14 protein-coding genes are annotated in these 15,294 nt (G+C 72.1%); 2 read left to right on the top strand and 12 right to left on the bottom strand.

From position 1 onward, the window contains the following. Positions 1 to 2: 2 nt before the first annotated feature. From miaA to ROT00_RS10340, 9 genes are all read right to left on the bottom strand, one after another. Positions 3 to 923, bottom strand: coding sequence for a tRNA (adenosine(37)-N6)-dimethylallyltransferase MiaA (gene miaA / locus ROT00_RS10300; protein WP_404774581.1), 921 nt, complete (start codon positions 921 to 923; stop codon positions 3 to 5). A 1-nt stretch (position 924) separates the two neighbouring features. Continuing rightward, positions 925 to 2,529 (bottom strand): tRNA (N6-isopentenyl adenosine(37)-C2)-methylthiotransferase MiaB, encoded by a 1,605-nt coding sequence (miaB, locus tag ROT00_RS10305; RefSeq protein WP_404774583.1) that lies wholly within the window; start codon positions 2,527 to 2,529, stop codon positions 925 to 927. Positions 2,530 to 2,541: 12 nt separating this feature from the next. Then, complete coding sequence (locus tag ROT00_RS10310) at positions 2,542 to 3,345, bottom strand: regulatory protein RecX (protein WP_404774584.1); 804 nt, start codon at positions 3,343 to 3,345, stop codon at positions 2,542 to 2,544. A 5-nt stretch (positions 3,346 to 3,350) separates the two neighbouring features. After that, a complete protein-coding gene (recA, locus tag ROT00_RS10315) occupies positions 3,351 to 4,415 on the bottom strand; it encodes a recombinase RecA (protein WP_404774586.1) in 1,065 nt (354 codons plus the stop codon). A 371-nt stretch (positions 4,416 to 4,786) separates the two neighbouring features. Continuing rightward, positions 4,787 to 5,017, bottom strand: a complete 231-nt coding sequence (locus tag ROT00_RS10320) for a DUF3046 domain-containing protein (RefSeq protein ID WP_404774588.1) — start codon at positions 5,015 to 5,017, stop codon at positions 4,787 to 4,789. A 92-nt stretch (positions 5,018 to 5,109) separates the two neighbouring features. Further along, on the bottom strand, positions 5,110 to 5,418 hold the full coding sequence (locus tag ROT00_RS10325; protein WP_189086033.1) for a helix-turn-helix domain-containing protein: 309 nt from the start codon (positions 5,416 to 5,418) through the stop codon (positions 5,110 to 5,112). Between the two features lie 213 nt (positions 5,419 to 5,631). Beyond that, positions 5,632 to 7,191, bottom strand: coding sequence for a tripartite tricarboxylate transporter permease (locus ROT00_RS10330; RefSeq protein WP_404774590.1), 1,560 nt, complete (start codon positions 7,189 to 7,191; stop codon positions 5,632 to 5,634). Beyond that, complete coding sequence (locus ROT00_RS10335) at positions 7,184 to 7,738, bottom strand: tripartite tricarboxylate transporter TctB family protein (RefSeq protein ID WP_404774592.1); 555 nt, start codon at positions 7,736 to 7,738, stop codon at positions 7,184 to 7,186. Before ROT00_RS10335 ends, ROT00_RS10330 begins: the two co-directional genes overlap by 8 nt. Beyond that, positions 7,735 to 8,796 (bottom strand): Bug family tripartite tricarboxylate transporter substrate binding protein, encoded by a 1,062-nt coding sequence (locus ROT00_RS10340; protein WP_404774593.1) that lies wholly within the window; start codon positions 8,794 to 8,796, stop codon positions 7,735 to 7,737. Before ROT00_RS10340 ends, ROT00_RS10335 begins: the two co-directional genes overlap by 4 nt. Before the next feature lie 183 nt (positions 8,797 to 8,979). Between ROT00_RS10340 and ROT00_RS10345 the strand changes: the two genes are divergently transcribed. Both ROT00_RS10345 and ROT00_RS10350 read left to right on the top strand, forming a co-directional pair. Next, complete coding sequence (locus tag ROT00_RS10345; protein ID WP_404774595.1) at positions 8,980 to 10,599, top strand: ATP-binding protein; 1,620 nt, start codon at positions 8,980 to 8,982, stop codon at positions 10,597 to 10,599. After that, positions 10,596 to 11,279: a response regulator gene (locus ROT00_RS10350; RefSeq protein WP_404774596.1), complete on the top strand. Its 684-nt coding sequence runs from the start codon at positions 10,596 to 10,598 to the stop codon at positions 11,277 to 11,279. Before ROT00_RS10345 ends, ROT00_RS10350 begins: the two co-directional genes overlap by 4 nt. Here the strand turns inward: ROT00_RS10350 and ROT00_RS10355 are convergent. From ROT00_RS10355 to ROT00_RS10365, 3 genes are all read right to left on the bottom strand, one after another. Continuing rightward, positions 11,276 to 11,746, bottom strand: coding sequence for a CinA family protein (locus ROT00_RS10355; RefSeq protein ID WP_404774870.1), 471 nt, complete (start codon positions 11,744 to 11,746; stop codon positions 11,276 to 11,278). The genes ROT00_RS10350 and ROT00_RS10355 overlap by 4 nt on opposite strands. An 86-nt stretch (positions 11,747 to 11,832) precedes the next feature. Continuing rightward, positions 11,833 to 12,438: a CDP-diacylglycerol--glycerol-3-phosphate 3-phosphatidyltransferase gene (pgsA, locus tag ROT00_RS10360; protein WP_404774598.1), complete on the bottom strand. Its 606-nt coding sequence runs from the start codon at positions 12,436 to 12,438 to the stop codon at positions 11,833 to 11,835. Between the two features lie 18 nt (positions 12,439 to 12,456). Continuing rightward, positions 12,457 to 15,294 (bottom strand): FtsK/SpoIIIE family DNA translocase, encoded by a 2,838-nt coding sequence (locus ROT00_RS10365; protein ID WP_404774600.1) that lies wholly within the window; start codon positions 15,292 to 15,294, stop codon positions 12,457 to 12,459.

Genomic DNA, 15,294 nt, shown 5'->3' on the forward strand with positions numbered 1-15,294 from the left:
TTTCAGTCTAGGGCGGTGAGGCGCGCCAGCTCCGCGGCGCGGGCGCCCGCGTCGAGGGCGTCGATGACGCTCGCCTCGCGGTACCGCCGGAACCATCCGACCTGGCGCCTCGCGTACACGCGGGTGAGCTGCTGCGTCTCAGCCACCGCCTCGGCACGGGTCGCGCGTCCCTGCAGTTCGGCGAGCGCCTGGGCGTAGCCGATCGCCTTCCGGGCGGTGACGCCGCGCTCGAGCCCGAGCGGCACGAGCGCGGCGACCTCGTCGACGAGCCCGCCGCGCCACATCTCGTCGACGCGGGCGTCCAGGCGCTCCACGAGCGTGGCCCGGTCGCTGCGGAGGTGCACGATGCGGTGCGGTCGCCAGGGCACCGGCTCGTCCGGCAGGCGAGCCGCCTTCGACTCGCCTGTGACCTCGATGACCTCGAGCGCGCGGACGATGCGGCGGCCGTTCTGCGCGTCGACGCCGGCCGCCGTCTCCGGGTCGATCGACCGCAGGCGCGCGTGCAGCATCCCCGGCCCGAGCTGCTCGAGCTCGGCCTCGAGCCGGGCGCGGACGGCCGGGTCGGTGCCGGGGAACCGGAAGTCGTGGATGACGCTCGAGACGTAGAGGCCGGAGCCGCCGACGAGGAGCGCGATCCCGCCCCCGTTGATGATGCGATCGACGGCTGCGCGGGCGTCCCGCTGGTAGGCGGCGACGGATGCCTCGGCGGTCACCTCGAGCACGTCGAGGAGATGGTGCGGCACCCCGCGGCGTTCTGCGAGCGGAAGCTTCGCGGTGCCGATGTCCATGCCGCGGTAGAGCTGCATGGCGTCGGCGTTCACGACCTCGGCGTGCCGCCCTGCGTTCGCGTACGCCTCGGCGAGGTCGAGGGCGAACGCCGACTTGCCGGTGCCGGTGGCTCCGACGACCGCGACGAGGGTCACGTCAGCGCTGACCGTCGGTGGGGTCGTAGATCGGCATGGTGCCGACGCCGGGGGCGACGAGCGGTTCGCGGGCGATCCGCACCGTCGGCAGGCCGAGCGAGACGGGCCCGCCCGCCGCGCTCTCGGCACCTCCGTCGCCCGGCACGCCGCAGCTCTCGGCCTGCGCGCGGTCCCAGGCGTCGCCGGCCCGGGTGCGGCGGACGCGGAGCGGCGCCCCGTCGGGCGAGTCGGCGATGAGGTGGAACGGCGCCGCCTGCGAGACGACGACGGTGACGACGTCGCCCGGCCGCGGGATCTCGGAGCCTTCGGGCACCTCGAAGTGCACGAGCCGGCTGTCTTCTGCGCGCCCGGAGAGTCGGTGCGTCTCGGCGTCCTTCTTGCCCTCACCGGTCGCGACGAGGACCTCGGCGGTGCGGCCGATGAGGCGCTGGTTCTCCTCCCAGGAGATGCGCTCCTGGAGGGCGATGAGGCGCTCGTAGCGCTCCTGCACGATCTCCTTCGGCACCTGCTCGTCCATCGTCGCCGCCGGGGTGCCGGGCCGGATGGAGTACTGGAACGTGAAGGCCGACGCGAAGCGCGCCGCCTCGACGACCCGGAGGGTCTCCTGGAAGTCCTCCTCGGTCTCACCGGGGAAGCCGACGATGATGTCGGTCGAGATCGCCGCGTTCGGGATCTTCGCCCGCACGCGGTCGAGGATGCCGAGGAAGCGCTCCGAGCGGTACGAGCGGCGCATGGCCTTCAGGATGCGGTCGGAGCCGGACTGCAGCGGCATGTGCAGCTGCGGCATCACGTTCGGCGTCTCGGCCATCGCGTCGATCACGTCGTCGGTGAACGCCGCGGGGTGCGGGCTCGTGAAGCGGATGCGCTCGAGGCCGTCGATCTGCCCCGCGGCGCGGAGCAGCTTGCCGAACGCCTGGCGGTCGCCGAACTCGACCCCGTAGGAGTTCACGTTCTGCCCGAGGAGCGTCACCTCGATGGCCCCGTCGTCGACGAGCGCCTGGACCTCGGCGAGGATCTCCCCCGGCCGGCGGTCCTTCTCCTTGCCGCGGAGCGCGGGGACGATGCAGAACGTGCAGGTGTTGTTGCAGCCGACGGAGATGGAGACCCAGCCGCTGTAGGTCGAGTCCCGCTTGGTCGGGAGCGTCGACGGGAAGACCTCGAGCGCGTCGAGGATCTCGAGCTGCGCCTCGTCGTTGTGCCTGGCCCGCTCGAGCAGGCTCGGCAGCGAGCCCATGTTGTGCGTGCCGAAGACGACGTCGACCCACGGCGCCTTCTCGAGGATGACGTTCTTGTCCTTCTGGGCGAGGCATCCGCCGACGGCGATCTGCATGCCGGCGTGACGGCGCTTCACCCCGGCCAGGTGGCCCAGGTTGCCGTAGAGCTTGTTGTCGGCATTCTCGCGCACCGCGCAGGTGTTGATGACGACGACGTCGGGCTCGGCGCCGTTCGCGGGCACGTACCCCGCCGCCTCGAGGGAACCCGACAGGCGCTCGGAGTCGTGCACGTTCATCTGACAGCCGAAGGTGCGCACCTCGTAGGTGCGCGGAGCGGCATCTGCCTGGGCGGGGACGGCCTCGCCCGGCGAGACCTCGTGAAGCGTGCTCATGATCGCACCAGTCTACGAGCGATCGCGTGGAAGCGCCGTCGCCACCGCCTCGCGGACCACGTCGCCCGGGTAGCCCCGTCGGGCGAGGAAGGCCGAGAGCCGACGCTCCGCGACCGCCCGATCGAGCCCGCCGAGCTGCCTGGCGCGCCGCTCGGCGACGGTGATCGCGTTCGAGAGCTCGGTCTCCGGGTCGAGCTCGCCCACCGCCTCACGCGCCACGTTCGGCGGGATGCCCCGTCGACCGAGCTCGGCGAGGATCGCCCCGCTCCCCCGACCGCGGCGCTCTCCGTGGCTGTGCACGAGCTGCTCGGCGAGCCGGGCGTCGTCGAGGTAGCCGAGGCGCTCGTAGCGGTCGAGCCACTCCTCGACCTCGACATCGTCGAGCCCGTGCTCGACGAGCACCGCGCGCACCTCGGAGATCGAGAGCGCCGATCGACGGAGGCGTCCGACGACGATGCGATCGATGCGCTCGTCGCGCTCGGGGCCGGGCTCGTCGAACTCCGCGGGCGCTTCGTCACGACGGCGTCGTTTCGAACCGGCCGGTGCACGCGAGGAACCCGCTGCCGACTGGGCTGCACTGTCGGACGATTCCGGCGTCACGGCGACGAGATGCGACCACTCGCCGCCGCGCGGCGAGCGCGACTCGCGCCGGCTCCGTCCGGCGTCGGCCGAGCGGTCGGCCGTGCTCGCCTCGGGCTCCATGCCGGGGACCGCCCAGGGCAGGTACGCGACGGGCGCGAGACGCTCGGAGTCGGTCGGCTCTCCGACCTCTCCCGAGCGCTCGCGCCCACCATCCGGCTCGTGCCGACGGTCCATGCGTCTCAGGCGCCCCGGCGCTTCGCGTCGAGGGATTCGACGTTGCCGGCCGGCTCAGCGGCCGTCTGCCCCTGCTTGCCGATGCCGAGCTTCACGAGGATCTTCTGCTCGATGTCGGCGGCGATGTCGGGGTTCTGCAGGAGGAAGTTGCGCGCATTCTCCTTGCCCTGCCCGAGCTGGTCGCCGTCGTAGGTGTACCAGGCGCCCGACTTCTTCACGATGGCCTGCTCGACGCCGTAGTCGATGAGCGAGCCCTCGCGGGAGATGCCGACGCCGTACAGGATGTCGAACTCGGCCTGCTTGAAGGGCGGGGCCATCTTGTTCTTCACGACCTTGACGCGGGTGCGGTTGCCCACGGCCTCGGTGCCGTCCTTCAGGGTCTCGATACGACGGATGTCGAGTCGCACCGAGGCGTAGAACTTCAGCGCCTTGCCGCCCGCGGTCGTCTCGGGCGAGCCGAAGAACACGCCGATCTTCTCGCGCAGCTGGTTGATGAAGATCATCGTCGTGTTCGTCTGGTTGAGGCCACCGGTGAGCTTTCGGAGCGCCTGCGACATGAGTCGCGCCTGGAGGCCGACGTGCGAGTCGCCCATCTCGCCCTCGATCTCGGCCCGGGGCACGAGCGCGGCCACCGAGTCGATGACGACGAGGTCGATGGAGCCCGAACGGACCAGCATGTCGGCGATCTCGAGCGCCTGCTCACCCGTGTCGGGCTGCGAGACGAGGAGCGAGTCGATGTCGACGCCCAGCTTCTTCGCGTAGTCGGGGTCGAGCGCGTGCTCGGCGTCGACGAAGGCGGCGATGCCGCCCGCGCGCTGGACGTTGGCGATGGCGTGCAGGGTCAGCGTCGTCTTACCCGACGACTCCGGACCGTAGATCTCGATGATGCGGCCACGGGGCAGGCCGCCGACGCCGAGGGCCACGTCGAGGGCGATGGACCCGGTGGGGATCACCTCGACCGGGGCGCGCTCCTCGCTGCCGAGACGCATGACGGAGCCCTTGCCGAACTGGCGGTCGATCTGGGCGAGGGCGGTTTCGAGGGCTTTCTCGCGGTCTGCGGGAGAGGGCATGACATGGCTCCTTCGGTGTTCGCTCGGCTGCCTCTAGGCTGTCGCGCCTCGAGCGGGGCCGTGACCCTGCTCGTCTTGCGACAAGGCGGTTGCGGTTCGGAAATCCGACGCCTCCGACGCTAGTCACCACCACCGACACCGGGGTGTCGAGGACGGCGAACCGTGGACGGATCCGAGAATCTCCTCACCTGTTGAGGACAGTACCGCAGCACCGAACGCATGTTCGAACGCCCCGCGGCGTGTCGAACAGATATTCGGGAGGAGGCCGCGCGGGGCCCCGGTCCCCCGGCGCTCCGCTCGGCGCCGCCGTCCGACGCATCCGTCCGACGCCTCGCGCCGGTCCAGCAGGCGCGCCCGAACGTCCGGCGCGCTCAGTCCGAGACGCGGGGCTCCCGGATCGCCGGGCCGTGCCGCCGCTCGATCGGGACGTCGGTCGCCTCGCACAGCGCCGCCCAGACCTCGCGCGCCGGGACGCCGGCGGCCAGCGCCTCCTCGGCGGTGCGGCCGCCGAACGGCGCGAGGGCCAGATCCGCGACCACGACCCCGCCGTAGCCCGCGCCGAACTCCTCCGCCACGGCGAGCTGGAACTCGCTCAGCTTCACGTCCGCCTCCAGTCGGCCGACCGGCCGCTCACAGCCGAACGGCCGGTCGAGGACCGGCCGTTCGGGAAATCAGGGTGCACCGAGAGCGTCGCTCAGCGCACCATCATGTCTGCGTCGAACTCGGCGACGAGCTCGTCGGGCAGGCTGTCGGGAACCGCGGTGAGCCCCTCGAGCACGGCGATGCGATCGCCGACCTCATGCATGATCACCGAGATGGGAGTGTCGAGCGCTTCGGCGACGGAGGCGAGGATCTCGCTCGACGCCTCCTTCTGCCCGCGCTCGACCTCGCTGAGGTAGCCGAGAGCGACGGATGCCTTGGACGCCACCTGGCGAAGGGTGCGCCCCTTCTGCAGCCGGAAGTCCCTCAGCACATCGCCGATCTCCTGTCGAACCAGAACCATCGGAACCTCCTTCTCTTCTCCCTCGCGGCCCGGACGGGCCGGAACGGGAGCGTCAGTCTAACCGACGTCTCCCGTGAGTCAGACTCTAGCCTTGCACACTGGAATTCCCGTGTGAACTCGTCACATGTAACGGCTCGGAGTCGACAGGTATTCCGCGGGGCCCGGTGACGATCGAGTGCGGTCGTCACCGGGCCCCGCGGAGCTCCGCGCGGGCTACTTCGTCGGCTCGTCGATCGCCTGGATCGCCGAGGTCGGCACGAGCTTCGGCGCGGCCTCGAGCTTCGCCCTGCGGCGCTTCAGCCAGATGCCGGTGAGGACGATCACGGCCATCGTCGAGTAGGCGATGATCGCGAACGGGCTGTGTACGAGGTAGAGCAGATCCCCCTGGCTGATGGCCATCGACTTGCGCAGCTGCTCCTCCGCCATGGGACCGAGGATGCCGCCGACCACCATCGGCGCGACCGGGTAGCCGTAGCGGCGCATCAGGAAGCCGGCGACGCCCACCACGAGCAGCGTCAGCGTGTCGAACACGTTGAAGTGCAGCGCATAGGCGCCGAGACCGGCGAAGGCGAGGATGCCCGCGTAGAGGTACGGCCGCGGGATGCGCAGCACCTTCACCCACATGCCGACGAGCGGCAGGTTCAGCACGAGGAGCAGGACGTTGCCGATGTAGAGGCTCGCGATGAGCGCCCAGACGAGGCCCGATTGATTCTCGAACAGCAGCGGACCGGGCCGGATGCCGTAGGACTGGAACGCCGAGATGATGATGGCCGCGGTGGCCGTCGTCGGCAGGCCCAGCGTGAGCAGCGGGACGAGCACGCCCGCGGCGGCGGCGTTGTTCGCGGCCTCCGGCCCGGCGACCCCCTCGATCGCGCCGCGGCCGAACTGCTCGCGCGCCCGGCCCTTGGCGAGCTTGCGCTCGCCCGCATAGGAGAGGAACGTCGCCACGTCCGCGCCGCCGGCGGGGATCGTGCCGATCGGGAAGCCGATCGCGGTGCCGCGGAGCCACGGCTTCCACGAGCGGCGCCAGTCGCTGCGCGTCATCCAGCTGCGCCATCCGCGGGTCACCGGAATGACCTGCACCGGACCGTGACGCAGCCGGGAGGCGACGTAGAGCGTCTCGCCGAGCGCGAAGAGACCGACCGCGATCAGCACGACATCGATGCCGTCGGCGAGGCTCGGCACCCCGAAGGTGTAGCGCTGCTGCCCGGAGAGCACCTCGGTGCCGACGAGGCCGAGCATGAGTCCGAGCCCGAGCGAGACGAGGCCGCGCGGAACGCTCGACCCGAGCAGTGCGCCGACCGTGAGGAAGGCGACGACCATGAGGGCGAAGTAGTCGGCGGGACCGAGCTGCACCGCGAGCTTCGCGATGCCGGGGGCGAGGAAGGTGAGCAGCACCGTCGCGATGGTGCCCGCGACGAAGGAGCCGATCGCCGCGGTGGCGAGGGCGGCCGCGCCCCGCCCGGCCTTCGCCATCCGATTGCCCTCGAGCGCGGTGACGATCGAGGCCGACTCCCCCGGCGTGTTCAGGAGGATCGAGGTCGTCGAGCCGCCGTACATGCCGCCGTAGTAGATGCCGGCGAAGAGGATGAGGGCACCCGTCGGATCGAGCGAGTAGGTGAGCGGCAGCAGCAGGGCGACGGTCATCGCCGGGCCGATGCCCGGCAGCACGCCGACCGCGGTGCCGACGAACACGCCGAACAGCGCGTAGAGCAGGTACTGCGGCTGCAGTGCCGTGGCGAAGCCCTCGAGCAGGGCGGCGAGACTATCCATTGAAGATCGGGATCCAGTCGAGCAGGGGGCCGGCGGGGAGCGAGAGCCCCAGCCAGGTCCCGAAGAGCAGTTGCGTGGCGAGGCCCAGGCCGAGGCCCACGAGCACGGCGACCCACCAGCGCTTCGCGCCGAGGGTGAGCGCGGCGCCGGCGAAGACCACGGCGATCGCGATCGGCCAGCCGACGAACTCGATCAGCACGAGCTGCGAGCAGAACACCGCGACGAGCAGGAGCACCGCGCGCCAGTCGGTCTTCGCGTTCGGGTCGACGTCCTCGCCCTCGTCGGGCTGGCCCCGGTGGCCGGTGGCGATCGCGACGATGACCGCGATGGCCGAGACCAGCAGGAGCGCGCCGACGAAGTAGGGGAAGACGCGCGGGCCGAGCACGCTCGCGGAGCCCGGCGGAACGCGGATGGCCCCGGCTCCGATGATGACGCCGACGCCGAGGAGCGCGCAGACCGCGGCGAAGACGAGCTCGCCCACCGGCCGGCGGGCTCCGGCCCCCGCCGGCCGGGTGATGCCGGCGGGGTCCGGAGTCTCGGCGGTCACTTCGCGACCAGGCCGATCGTCTGCAGGGTGTCGGAGACCTCGGCGATGTTGCCGTCGAGGAACTCCTGGAACTCGTCGCCGCTGAGGAACGCGTCGCTCCAGCCCTTGTCGGCCAGGGTCTGCGTCCAGGCGTCCGAGGCCTGCAGTTCGGTCACGAGCTCGATGAGCGCGTCGCGGTCGGCGTCCTCGATACCGGGAGGCGCGAGGAGTCCGCGCCAGTTGGTGAGCTCGATGTCGTAGCCCTCGTCGGCCAGCGTCGGCACCTCGGGGAGGAGCTCGCTCGGCTCGCCCGACGACACGGCGAGCGCGCGGAGCTCGCCGGCCTCGACCTGCTCGGCGAACTCGCCGACGCCGGAGATGCCCGCCTGGACCGTGCCGCCGAGGAGCATCGTGACCGCCTCGCCGCCGCCCGAGTTCGGGATGTAGTTGAGCGTCGACGGCACGTCGGCCGGGTCGACCCCGGCCTCGGTGACGAGCATGCCCGCGAGGATGTGGTCGGCACCGCCCGCCGAACCGCCGGTGACCGAGATGGCCGCGCCGTCCTTCACGATCGCATCGACGAGGTCGCCGACGGACTCGTACGGCGAGGACGAGGGCACCACGACGACGAGCGGCTCCTCGGTGAGCCGTGCGATCGGCGTGACGTCCTCGATGCGCACCTGCGATGCGTTCGTCTCGACGGCGCCGACCATCACGAGGCCCGTGACCATGAGGGTGGCGGGATCCTTCTCGTTCGCGAGCGCCGCGAGGCCGACGGTGCCGCCCGCCCCGCCGATGTTCTCCACGGGCGCCTTGCCGACGAGCCCCTCGCCGGTCAGGACCTCGCCGAGCGCGCGGGCGGTCTGGTCCCAGCCGCCCCCGGGGTCGGCGGGCGCGATGAGCTGGACGGCGTCGAGCGCCGCCGGTGCGGCCTCGTCGCCGCCTGAGGCCGGCTGCGCCCCGGTGCCGGAGCAGGCGGCGAGCCCGAGACCGGTGGCGAGGGCGAGTGCCGCGACGCCGAAGCGGCGTGCAGTGGGTCGGGTAAGGGTCGCGGGACGCGGCCCGGATGCTGATCGCAAGACTCCTCCTTGAGCGCCGGCCACCCTGGCCGGTCGATCGGTACTGGACGACGCTAGAACCAGGCCTCGCGACGTCGGAACACTGCGGTCGTAAGCGTCGTAGCGGTCGTTGCGGTCATTTCGGTCGTAGTGTTCACAGTGCTGGATGCCTGGAGCGGACGACTCGTGCGGCACACTGTTCCAGTGGGCCGGTCGATGTCGCTGCGCATGCAGCTCCTGCTGCTGCAGGTGACGATCGTGCTCGCGACGGTGGTCGGCACCGGCCTCGTCGCCGCGCTCCTCCAGGAGCAGCAGCTGCGCGAGTCCTACGAGGACCGCATGGTCGCCGTCGCGCAATCCGTCGCCTCGCTCCCCGTCATCATCGAGGCGTTCGACGACCGCACCCCGTCGAGGACCATCCAGCCGATCGCCGAGGTCATCCGGGAGGCATCGGATGTGACCTACGTCGTCGTCGCGAACGACGAAGGCATCCGCTACTCGCACCCGGATCCCGAACGCATCGGCGAACGCGTCTCGACCGACCCGTCGGTGCCGCTGTCCGGTCGCATCTTCGTCGGCACCCAGACCGGCACGCTCGGCGAGTCCTGGCGGGTCAAGGTGCCGATCTTCGCCGAGGACGGCACGACCGTGATCGGCCAGGTCTCGGTCGGCATCCTCGAGTCCGAGCTCCGCGAGGACTTCCTCGGCGGCCTCTGGGCGCTCTTCGCGGCGCTCGTCGGCGCGACCCTCGTCGGCGTGCTCGGCTCCGCGTGGATCGGCGGGCTCATCCGCCGCCGCATCTACGGGCTCGAGCCAGACGAGATCCGCGCCCTGCTCGAGACGCGCGAGGCGATGCTGCACGGCATCCGCGAGGGGCTCGTCGCCCTCGACGGCGAGCAGCGGATCGTGCTCGTGAACGACGCGGCCGCCCGGCTCCTCGGCGTCGACGCCGACGAGGTGCTCGGCCGCGCGGTCGGGGACGTACTCGACGGCGAGCTCGCCCGCTTCATCGTGGCCGACGAACCCGCGGAGACCCCGGTGCTCTCGGGCGAGCGCGTGCTGCTCGTGCACGCCGACCGCATCCGGGTCGACGGCCGCGAGGTCGGCTGGATCGCGATCCTCCGCGACCGCACCGAACTCGAGACGATGCTGCGGGAGCTCCAGGGCGCCCAGAGCCTCGCGGACGACCTCCGCGCCCAGTCGCACGAGTTCTCGAACACGCTGCACGTGCTCGGCGGACTCATCGAGCTCGGGCAGCTCGAGGCCGCGACCGCGTTCATCGAGCGCGTCGGCGCCGGCGGCGCGCTCAGCTCGCTGCACGACCACGGCGGCATCGCCGATGCGGAGACCGCCGCGCTCGTCCTCGCGAAGCGCTCGCGGGCCCACGAGCTCGGCATCGCCCTCGAGGTCGACCCCTCCTCGCGCCTCGGCACCGGGCACCCCGCCGCCGACGACATCCGCACCGTGGTCGCGAACCTCCTCGACAACGCCGTCGAGGCCTGCGTGCTCGGCGGCGCGGTGCGGCTCCTCGTCCGCGACGACCTCGAGCGCGACGTCGTCCTCGTCCAGGTCGACGACGACGGCCCCGGCGTCCCCGCCGAGCGGCGCGCCGCGATCTTCCAACCGGACGTGAGCGACAAGCCGCCGGCGCCCGGCAAAGCGCGACGCGGCATCGGGCTCACCATCGTGCAGCGCATCGCGCAGCGACTCGGCGGGACCGCCGAGACCGGCAGCTCGCCGGCCGGCGGCGCGCGCTTCACCGTCCGGCTGCCGTCCGCACGGCCGCTGGTGGATGCCGCGTCGTGGGCGGAGACCGAGTCATGAGCGACGTCCGCGTCGTCATCGTGGACGACGACTTCGCCGTCGCGCACGTCAACCGCGCGTTCGTCGATGCGCGCCCGGGGTTCGAGGTCGTCGCCGAGGCGCACACCGGCGCGGCCGCGCTCGCGGCGATCGAGGAGCACCGGCCGGAGCTCGTCCTGCTCGACGTCTACCTGCCCGATCTCGGCGGTCTCGAGGTGCTCCGCCGGCTCCGCGCCTCCGGCGACGAGGTCGAGGTCATCGCCGTCACCGCGGCACGGGACCTCGACACCGTGCGACGCGCGAGGCTCCTCGGCGTGCGGCAGTACCTGGTGAAGCCCTTCACGGGCGCCACCCTCGGCGACCGGCTCGACGAGGTGCGGCGGGAGCTGCGCCGGGAGCGCCGGCCGGACGCACTCGACCAGCAGGAGGTCGACCGCCTCCTCGGCACCGCCGGGCAGAGCGGTCCGGTCGCAGTGCCGAAAGGCCTCTCCGGCGTGAGCCTCTCCCGGGTGTCGGCCGAACTCGCGAACGCGGATCCGGATGCCTCGGCGGCGGAGATCGCCCAGTCGCTCGGCATGAGCCGGGTGAGCGCCAGGCGCTATCTCGAGCACCTCGTCGCGACCGGAGCGGCCGAGGTCGCCCCGCGCTACGGCGCGGCGGGCCGGCCGGAGCACCGCTACCGGCGGCGCACCCGGCGCTAGCGGCCGTCGAGCTCGCGACGGAGCTCCCGAACGGCCAGCCGGACCGTCTCGGCGCGGATCGCCGCCCGATCGCCCGCGAGCCGCAGCTCGACCGCCCGGTCGCCGGCGTCGCTGCTGACGCCGAGGAAGACGGTGCCCGGCGCACGGCCGTCCTGCGGATCCGGGCCGGCGACGCCGGTCGTCGCGATGCCGAGCTCGGCATCCCGCCCGTCGACCGCGAGCGCGGAACGGGCGCCGCGCGCCATCTGCCGGGCGACCTCCGGATGCACCGCGCCCTCGGCGGCCAGGAGGCCCGCATCGACCCCGAGCAGCCGGTGCTTGAGCGGCGTCGCATAGGCCACGACGCCGCCGTTCACCACGGCGGAGGCGCCCGGGATGCGGATGAGCTCGGCGGCGAGCAGACCGCCGGTGAGCGACTCCGCCACCGCCAGCCGGAGGCCGCGCGCCGCGAGGGCCGCGACGAGCAGCGCCGTCTCGTCGGGCGAGGGGTCGGCTACCGGTGCCGGTCCGCTCGGTGCTCCGGCATCCGGTTCTCCGGCATCCGGCCGCGTGCTCACGCCGCTCCCGCGCGCCCTTCGCGGCCGAGGCGCACCGCGTCGCGCACGTAGAGCAGACCCGACCACACGGTCAGGACGAGCGCGGCGGCGATCAGCACGGCGTTCACCCAGGCCATCCACTCGCCGAGGAGCACCGGGAAGGGGGCGAGGGCCACCGAGATCGCGACGGCCTGCACGACGGTCTTCAGCTTGCCGCCGGAGGACGCCGGCACGACGGTGCCCCGGCCGAGTTCGACGAAGCGCCAGACGGTGATGCCGACCTCGCGGAGCACGATGAGGCCGGTGACCCACCACGGCACCTCGGCGAGGATCGACAGGCAGATGAGCGCCCCGCTCGTCAGCAGCTTGTCGGCGATCGGGTCGAGGATCTTGCCGAGGTCGGTGACGAGCCCCCGGCTGCGGGCGATGTGCCCGTCGATGCCGTCGGTCGCGATCGCCACGACGAAGAGCGCCGTCGCGGCCCAGCGGAGCCCGCCGCCCGCACCGGCATCGGCGAGGAGCAGCCAGAAGAAGATCGGCGCGAGCAGGATGCGCACGATCGTGATCGCGTTCGGCAGATTCCAGTTCGCCGATCGAGCACGCCCTTCGGCGGAGGAGGTCATAGGGCCAAGGCTACCGGGTCAGTCGCGTCCGGTGAGGCCCCAGGCATCCTCGTCGTCGCTCGCCTCGACCTCCTCGAGGCCCTCCGGGATGCGCCCGACCGGGTCGTCGTAGCGGTCATCGACCGGCTGCGGCGATTGCGCCGCAGCGGCGGCCGGGGCCGCGAGCTGCGCCGACGGCGCGGAGGCGGCCGGACCGGACGGCTCGCCGCGGAGCTTCGCCAGCACGCCGGGCAGCTGCTCGGCGGTCACGAGCACGTCGCGCGCCTTCGACCCCTCCGAGGGCCCCACGATCTCGCGGGACTCGAGCAGATCCATAAGCCGGCCCGCCTTCGCGAAGCCCACGCGGAGCTTGCGCTGGAGCATCGACGTCGAGCCGAACTGCGTCGACACCACGAGCTCGGCGGCCGCGAGCAGCAGCTCGAGGTCGTCGCCGATGTCGGAGTCGATCTCCTTCTTCTCGACCGCGGCCTGCACGTCCTGGCGGTACTCGGGCCGGGCCTGGCGGGTCACGTGGGAGACGACGCGCTCGATCTCCGCCTCGCTCACCCAGGCGCCCTGCACGCGGAGCGCCTTCGACGCCCCCATGGGCAGGAAGAGCCCGTCGCCCTGGCCGATGAGCTTGTCGGCGCCGGGCTGGTCGAGGATGACGCGCGAGTCGGTGACGCTCGTCACCGCGAACGCGAGCCGCGACGGCACGTTCGCCTTGATCAGACCGGTGACGACGTCGACCGAGGGTCGCTGTGTCGCGAGCACGAGATGGATGCCGGAGGCGCGCGCGAGCTGGGTGATGCGCACGATCGAATCCTCGACGTCGCGCGGGGCGACCATCATGAGGTCGGCGAGCTCGTCGACGACGACCAGCAGGTAGGGGTACGGCTTCAGCACCCGCTCGCTGCCCGCCGGCAGGACGATCTCGTCGTTCACCACGGCCTTGTTGAAGTCGTCGATGTGGCGGAACCCGAACGACGCGAGGTCGTCGTACCGCATGTCCATCTCCTTCACGACCCACTGCAGCGCCTCGGCGGCCTTCTTCGGGTTCGTGATGATGGGGGTGATGAGATGCGGGACCCCGGCGTACGGAGCGAGCTCGACGCGCTTCGGGTCGATGAGCACCATGCGCACGTCGCTCGGCTTCGCCCGCATCAGCAGGCTCGTGATCATCGAGTTCACGAAGCTCGACTTGCCCGAACCGGTCGACCCGGCCACGAGGAGGTGCGGCATCTTCGCGAGGTTCGCGACGACGTAGCCGCCGCCGACGTCCTTGCCGACGCCGATCGTCATCGGGTGCTTCGCGTTCGCCGCGGCGGGCGCACGCAGCACATCGCCGAGCGTCACGATCTCGCGGTCGGCGTTCGGGATCTCGACGCCGATGGCGCTCTTGCCGGGGATCGGCGAGAGGATGCGGACCTCGTTCGAGGCGACCGCGTAGGACAGGTTCTTCGAGAGGGCGGTGACCCGTTCGACCTTGACGCCCGGACCGAGCTCGATCTCGTACTGCGTCACGGTCGGGCCGCGGGAGAACCCGGTGACCTTCGCGTCGACCGAGAACTGCTCGAGCACGCCGGTGATCGCGCGGACCACGTCGTCGTTCGCCTGCGAACGGGTCTTCGCGGGCGCGCCCGCGGCGAGCGTCGAGGAGGCCGGGAGGTGGTAGGGACGGTCGGGCTGCGGCTCGGCACCGGCATCGGGCACGAGCCCCGGCTGCACGTCGCCGGGCTCCTCGTCGAGGCCGGCGAGCGGCTCGAGGACGGCGGTCGCCCCGGCGTCGTCGCCGCGGAGGCCGGTGCCGCCGTGCGGCACCTCGCCGGTGAACCGCGCGACGGCGGATTCCGCCCGTTCGAGCTCGCCGAGCACCTCGGCCCCGTAGCCGCCCTCGCCCTCGATCGCCGACTCGAAGCTGCCCGCAGCGGACCCCGGGCCGAACACCTCGGTCAGCCCGTCGACGCCGGGCGGTTCGAAGCTCGGGTCCTCCTCGCGGTTGGAGCTGTTGCGCCGCCACCACGGCACGAGTCCGCCGGCGCTCGACTCGTCGTCGTCGTCATCGAGCCCGTCGAGCTCGACCGGTTCGCTGCGCTCCTTCTTGCGGCGGCTCGGCTTCGCCTCGGGCTCCGCCTCCTGCGCCGCCTCCGGCGCGCCGAAGAGCCACGCGTAGAGCTCGCGGAACCGTGCGCCGATTCGGTTCGGCGGCGTCTTCGTCATGATGAGCAGCGCGAGCAGCAGCAGCAGGATCACGACGGCGGTGGCGCCGATGGGCGTGATCAGGAAGACGAGGGGCTGCGCCAGCATCCAGCCGAGCACGCCGCCCGCTTTCGCGAGCACCGCCATTCCCTCGCTCGGCTCGGGCTGCCCGCCGAAGATGTGGCAGAGCGCCGACACCGTGACGAGCAGCAGGCCGAGCCCGATGCCGATGCGGGTGTTGTCGTGCACCGAGCTCGGGTGGCGGAACAGCCAGACCGCGAACAGCAGCATGACGACGGGGAGCGCGAACGCGACCCGGCCGAACAGGGCGCCGAAGCTCCAGGCATCGAGGGTCTGCGCCACCGGGTCGTTGATGAGGAACCACTCGATCACCGCACCGGCGATCGCGAGCAGCACGAGGAAGAAGGGCAGCCCGTCTCGGCGCTCCTCCTTTTGGAGGGTCTCGGGGCCGAGGGCGCGCGCCGCCCCGCCGGCGAGGTGGGCGAGCCCCATCCAGGCGCGCACGAGCAGATTGGGTCCCTCGGCGGGGGCCTTCGCCTGCGCCGTCTTCGTCTGCTTGGCCGTCGCGGCGGGCAGCTTCTTGGTCGGCGCGGTGCGCGCGGCGCCGCGGGTCGAGGTACCCGAGGCACGGCCCGTCGACTTCGTGCTCGTTGCCAT

This window comes from Agromyces mediolanus (assembly GCF_044917495.1).
Lineage (GTDB): Bacteria > Actinomycetota > Actinomycetes > Actinomycetales > Microbacteriaceae > Agromyces > Agromyces mediolanus_B.

What these genes read in the sequence shown, in the direction of transcription:
- ROT00_RS10310 (WP_404774584.1), bottom strand. Translation starts at nt 3,345, where the DNA reads ATGGACCGTCGGCACGAGCCGGATGGTGGGCGCGAGCGCTCGGGAGAG.
- miaB (WP_404774583.1), bottom strand. Translation starts at nt 2,529, where the DNA reads ATGAGCACGCTTCACGAGGTCTCGCCGGGCGAGGCCGTCCCCGCCCAG.
- ROT00_RS10330 (WP_404774590.1), bottom strand. Translation starts at nt 7,191, where the DNA reads ATGGATAGTCTCGCCGCCCTGCTCGAGGGCTTCGCCACGGCACTGCAG.
- ROT00_RS10365 (WP_404774600.1), bottom strand. Translation starts at nt 15,294, where the DNA reads ATGGCAACGAGCACGAAGTCGACGGGCCGTGCCTCGGGTACCTCGACC.
- ROT00_RS10350 (WP_404774596.1), top strand. Translation starts at nt 10,596, where the DNA reads ATGAGCGACGTCCGCGTCGTCATCGTGGACGACGACTTCGCCGTCGCG.
- pgsA (WP_404774598.1), bottom strand. Translation starts at nt 12,438, where the DNA reads ATGACCTCCTCCGCCGAAGGGCGTGCTCGATCGGCGAACTGGAATCTG.
- ROT00_RS10325 (WP_189086033.1), bottom strand. Translation starts at nt 5,418, where the DNA reads ATGGTTCTGGTTCGACAGGAGATCGGCGATGTGCTGAGGGACTTCCGG.
- recA (WP_404774586.1), bottom strand. Translation starts at nt 4,415, where the DNA reads ATGCCCTCTCCCGCAGACCGCGAGAAAGCCCTCGAAACCGCCCTCGCC.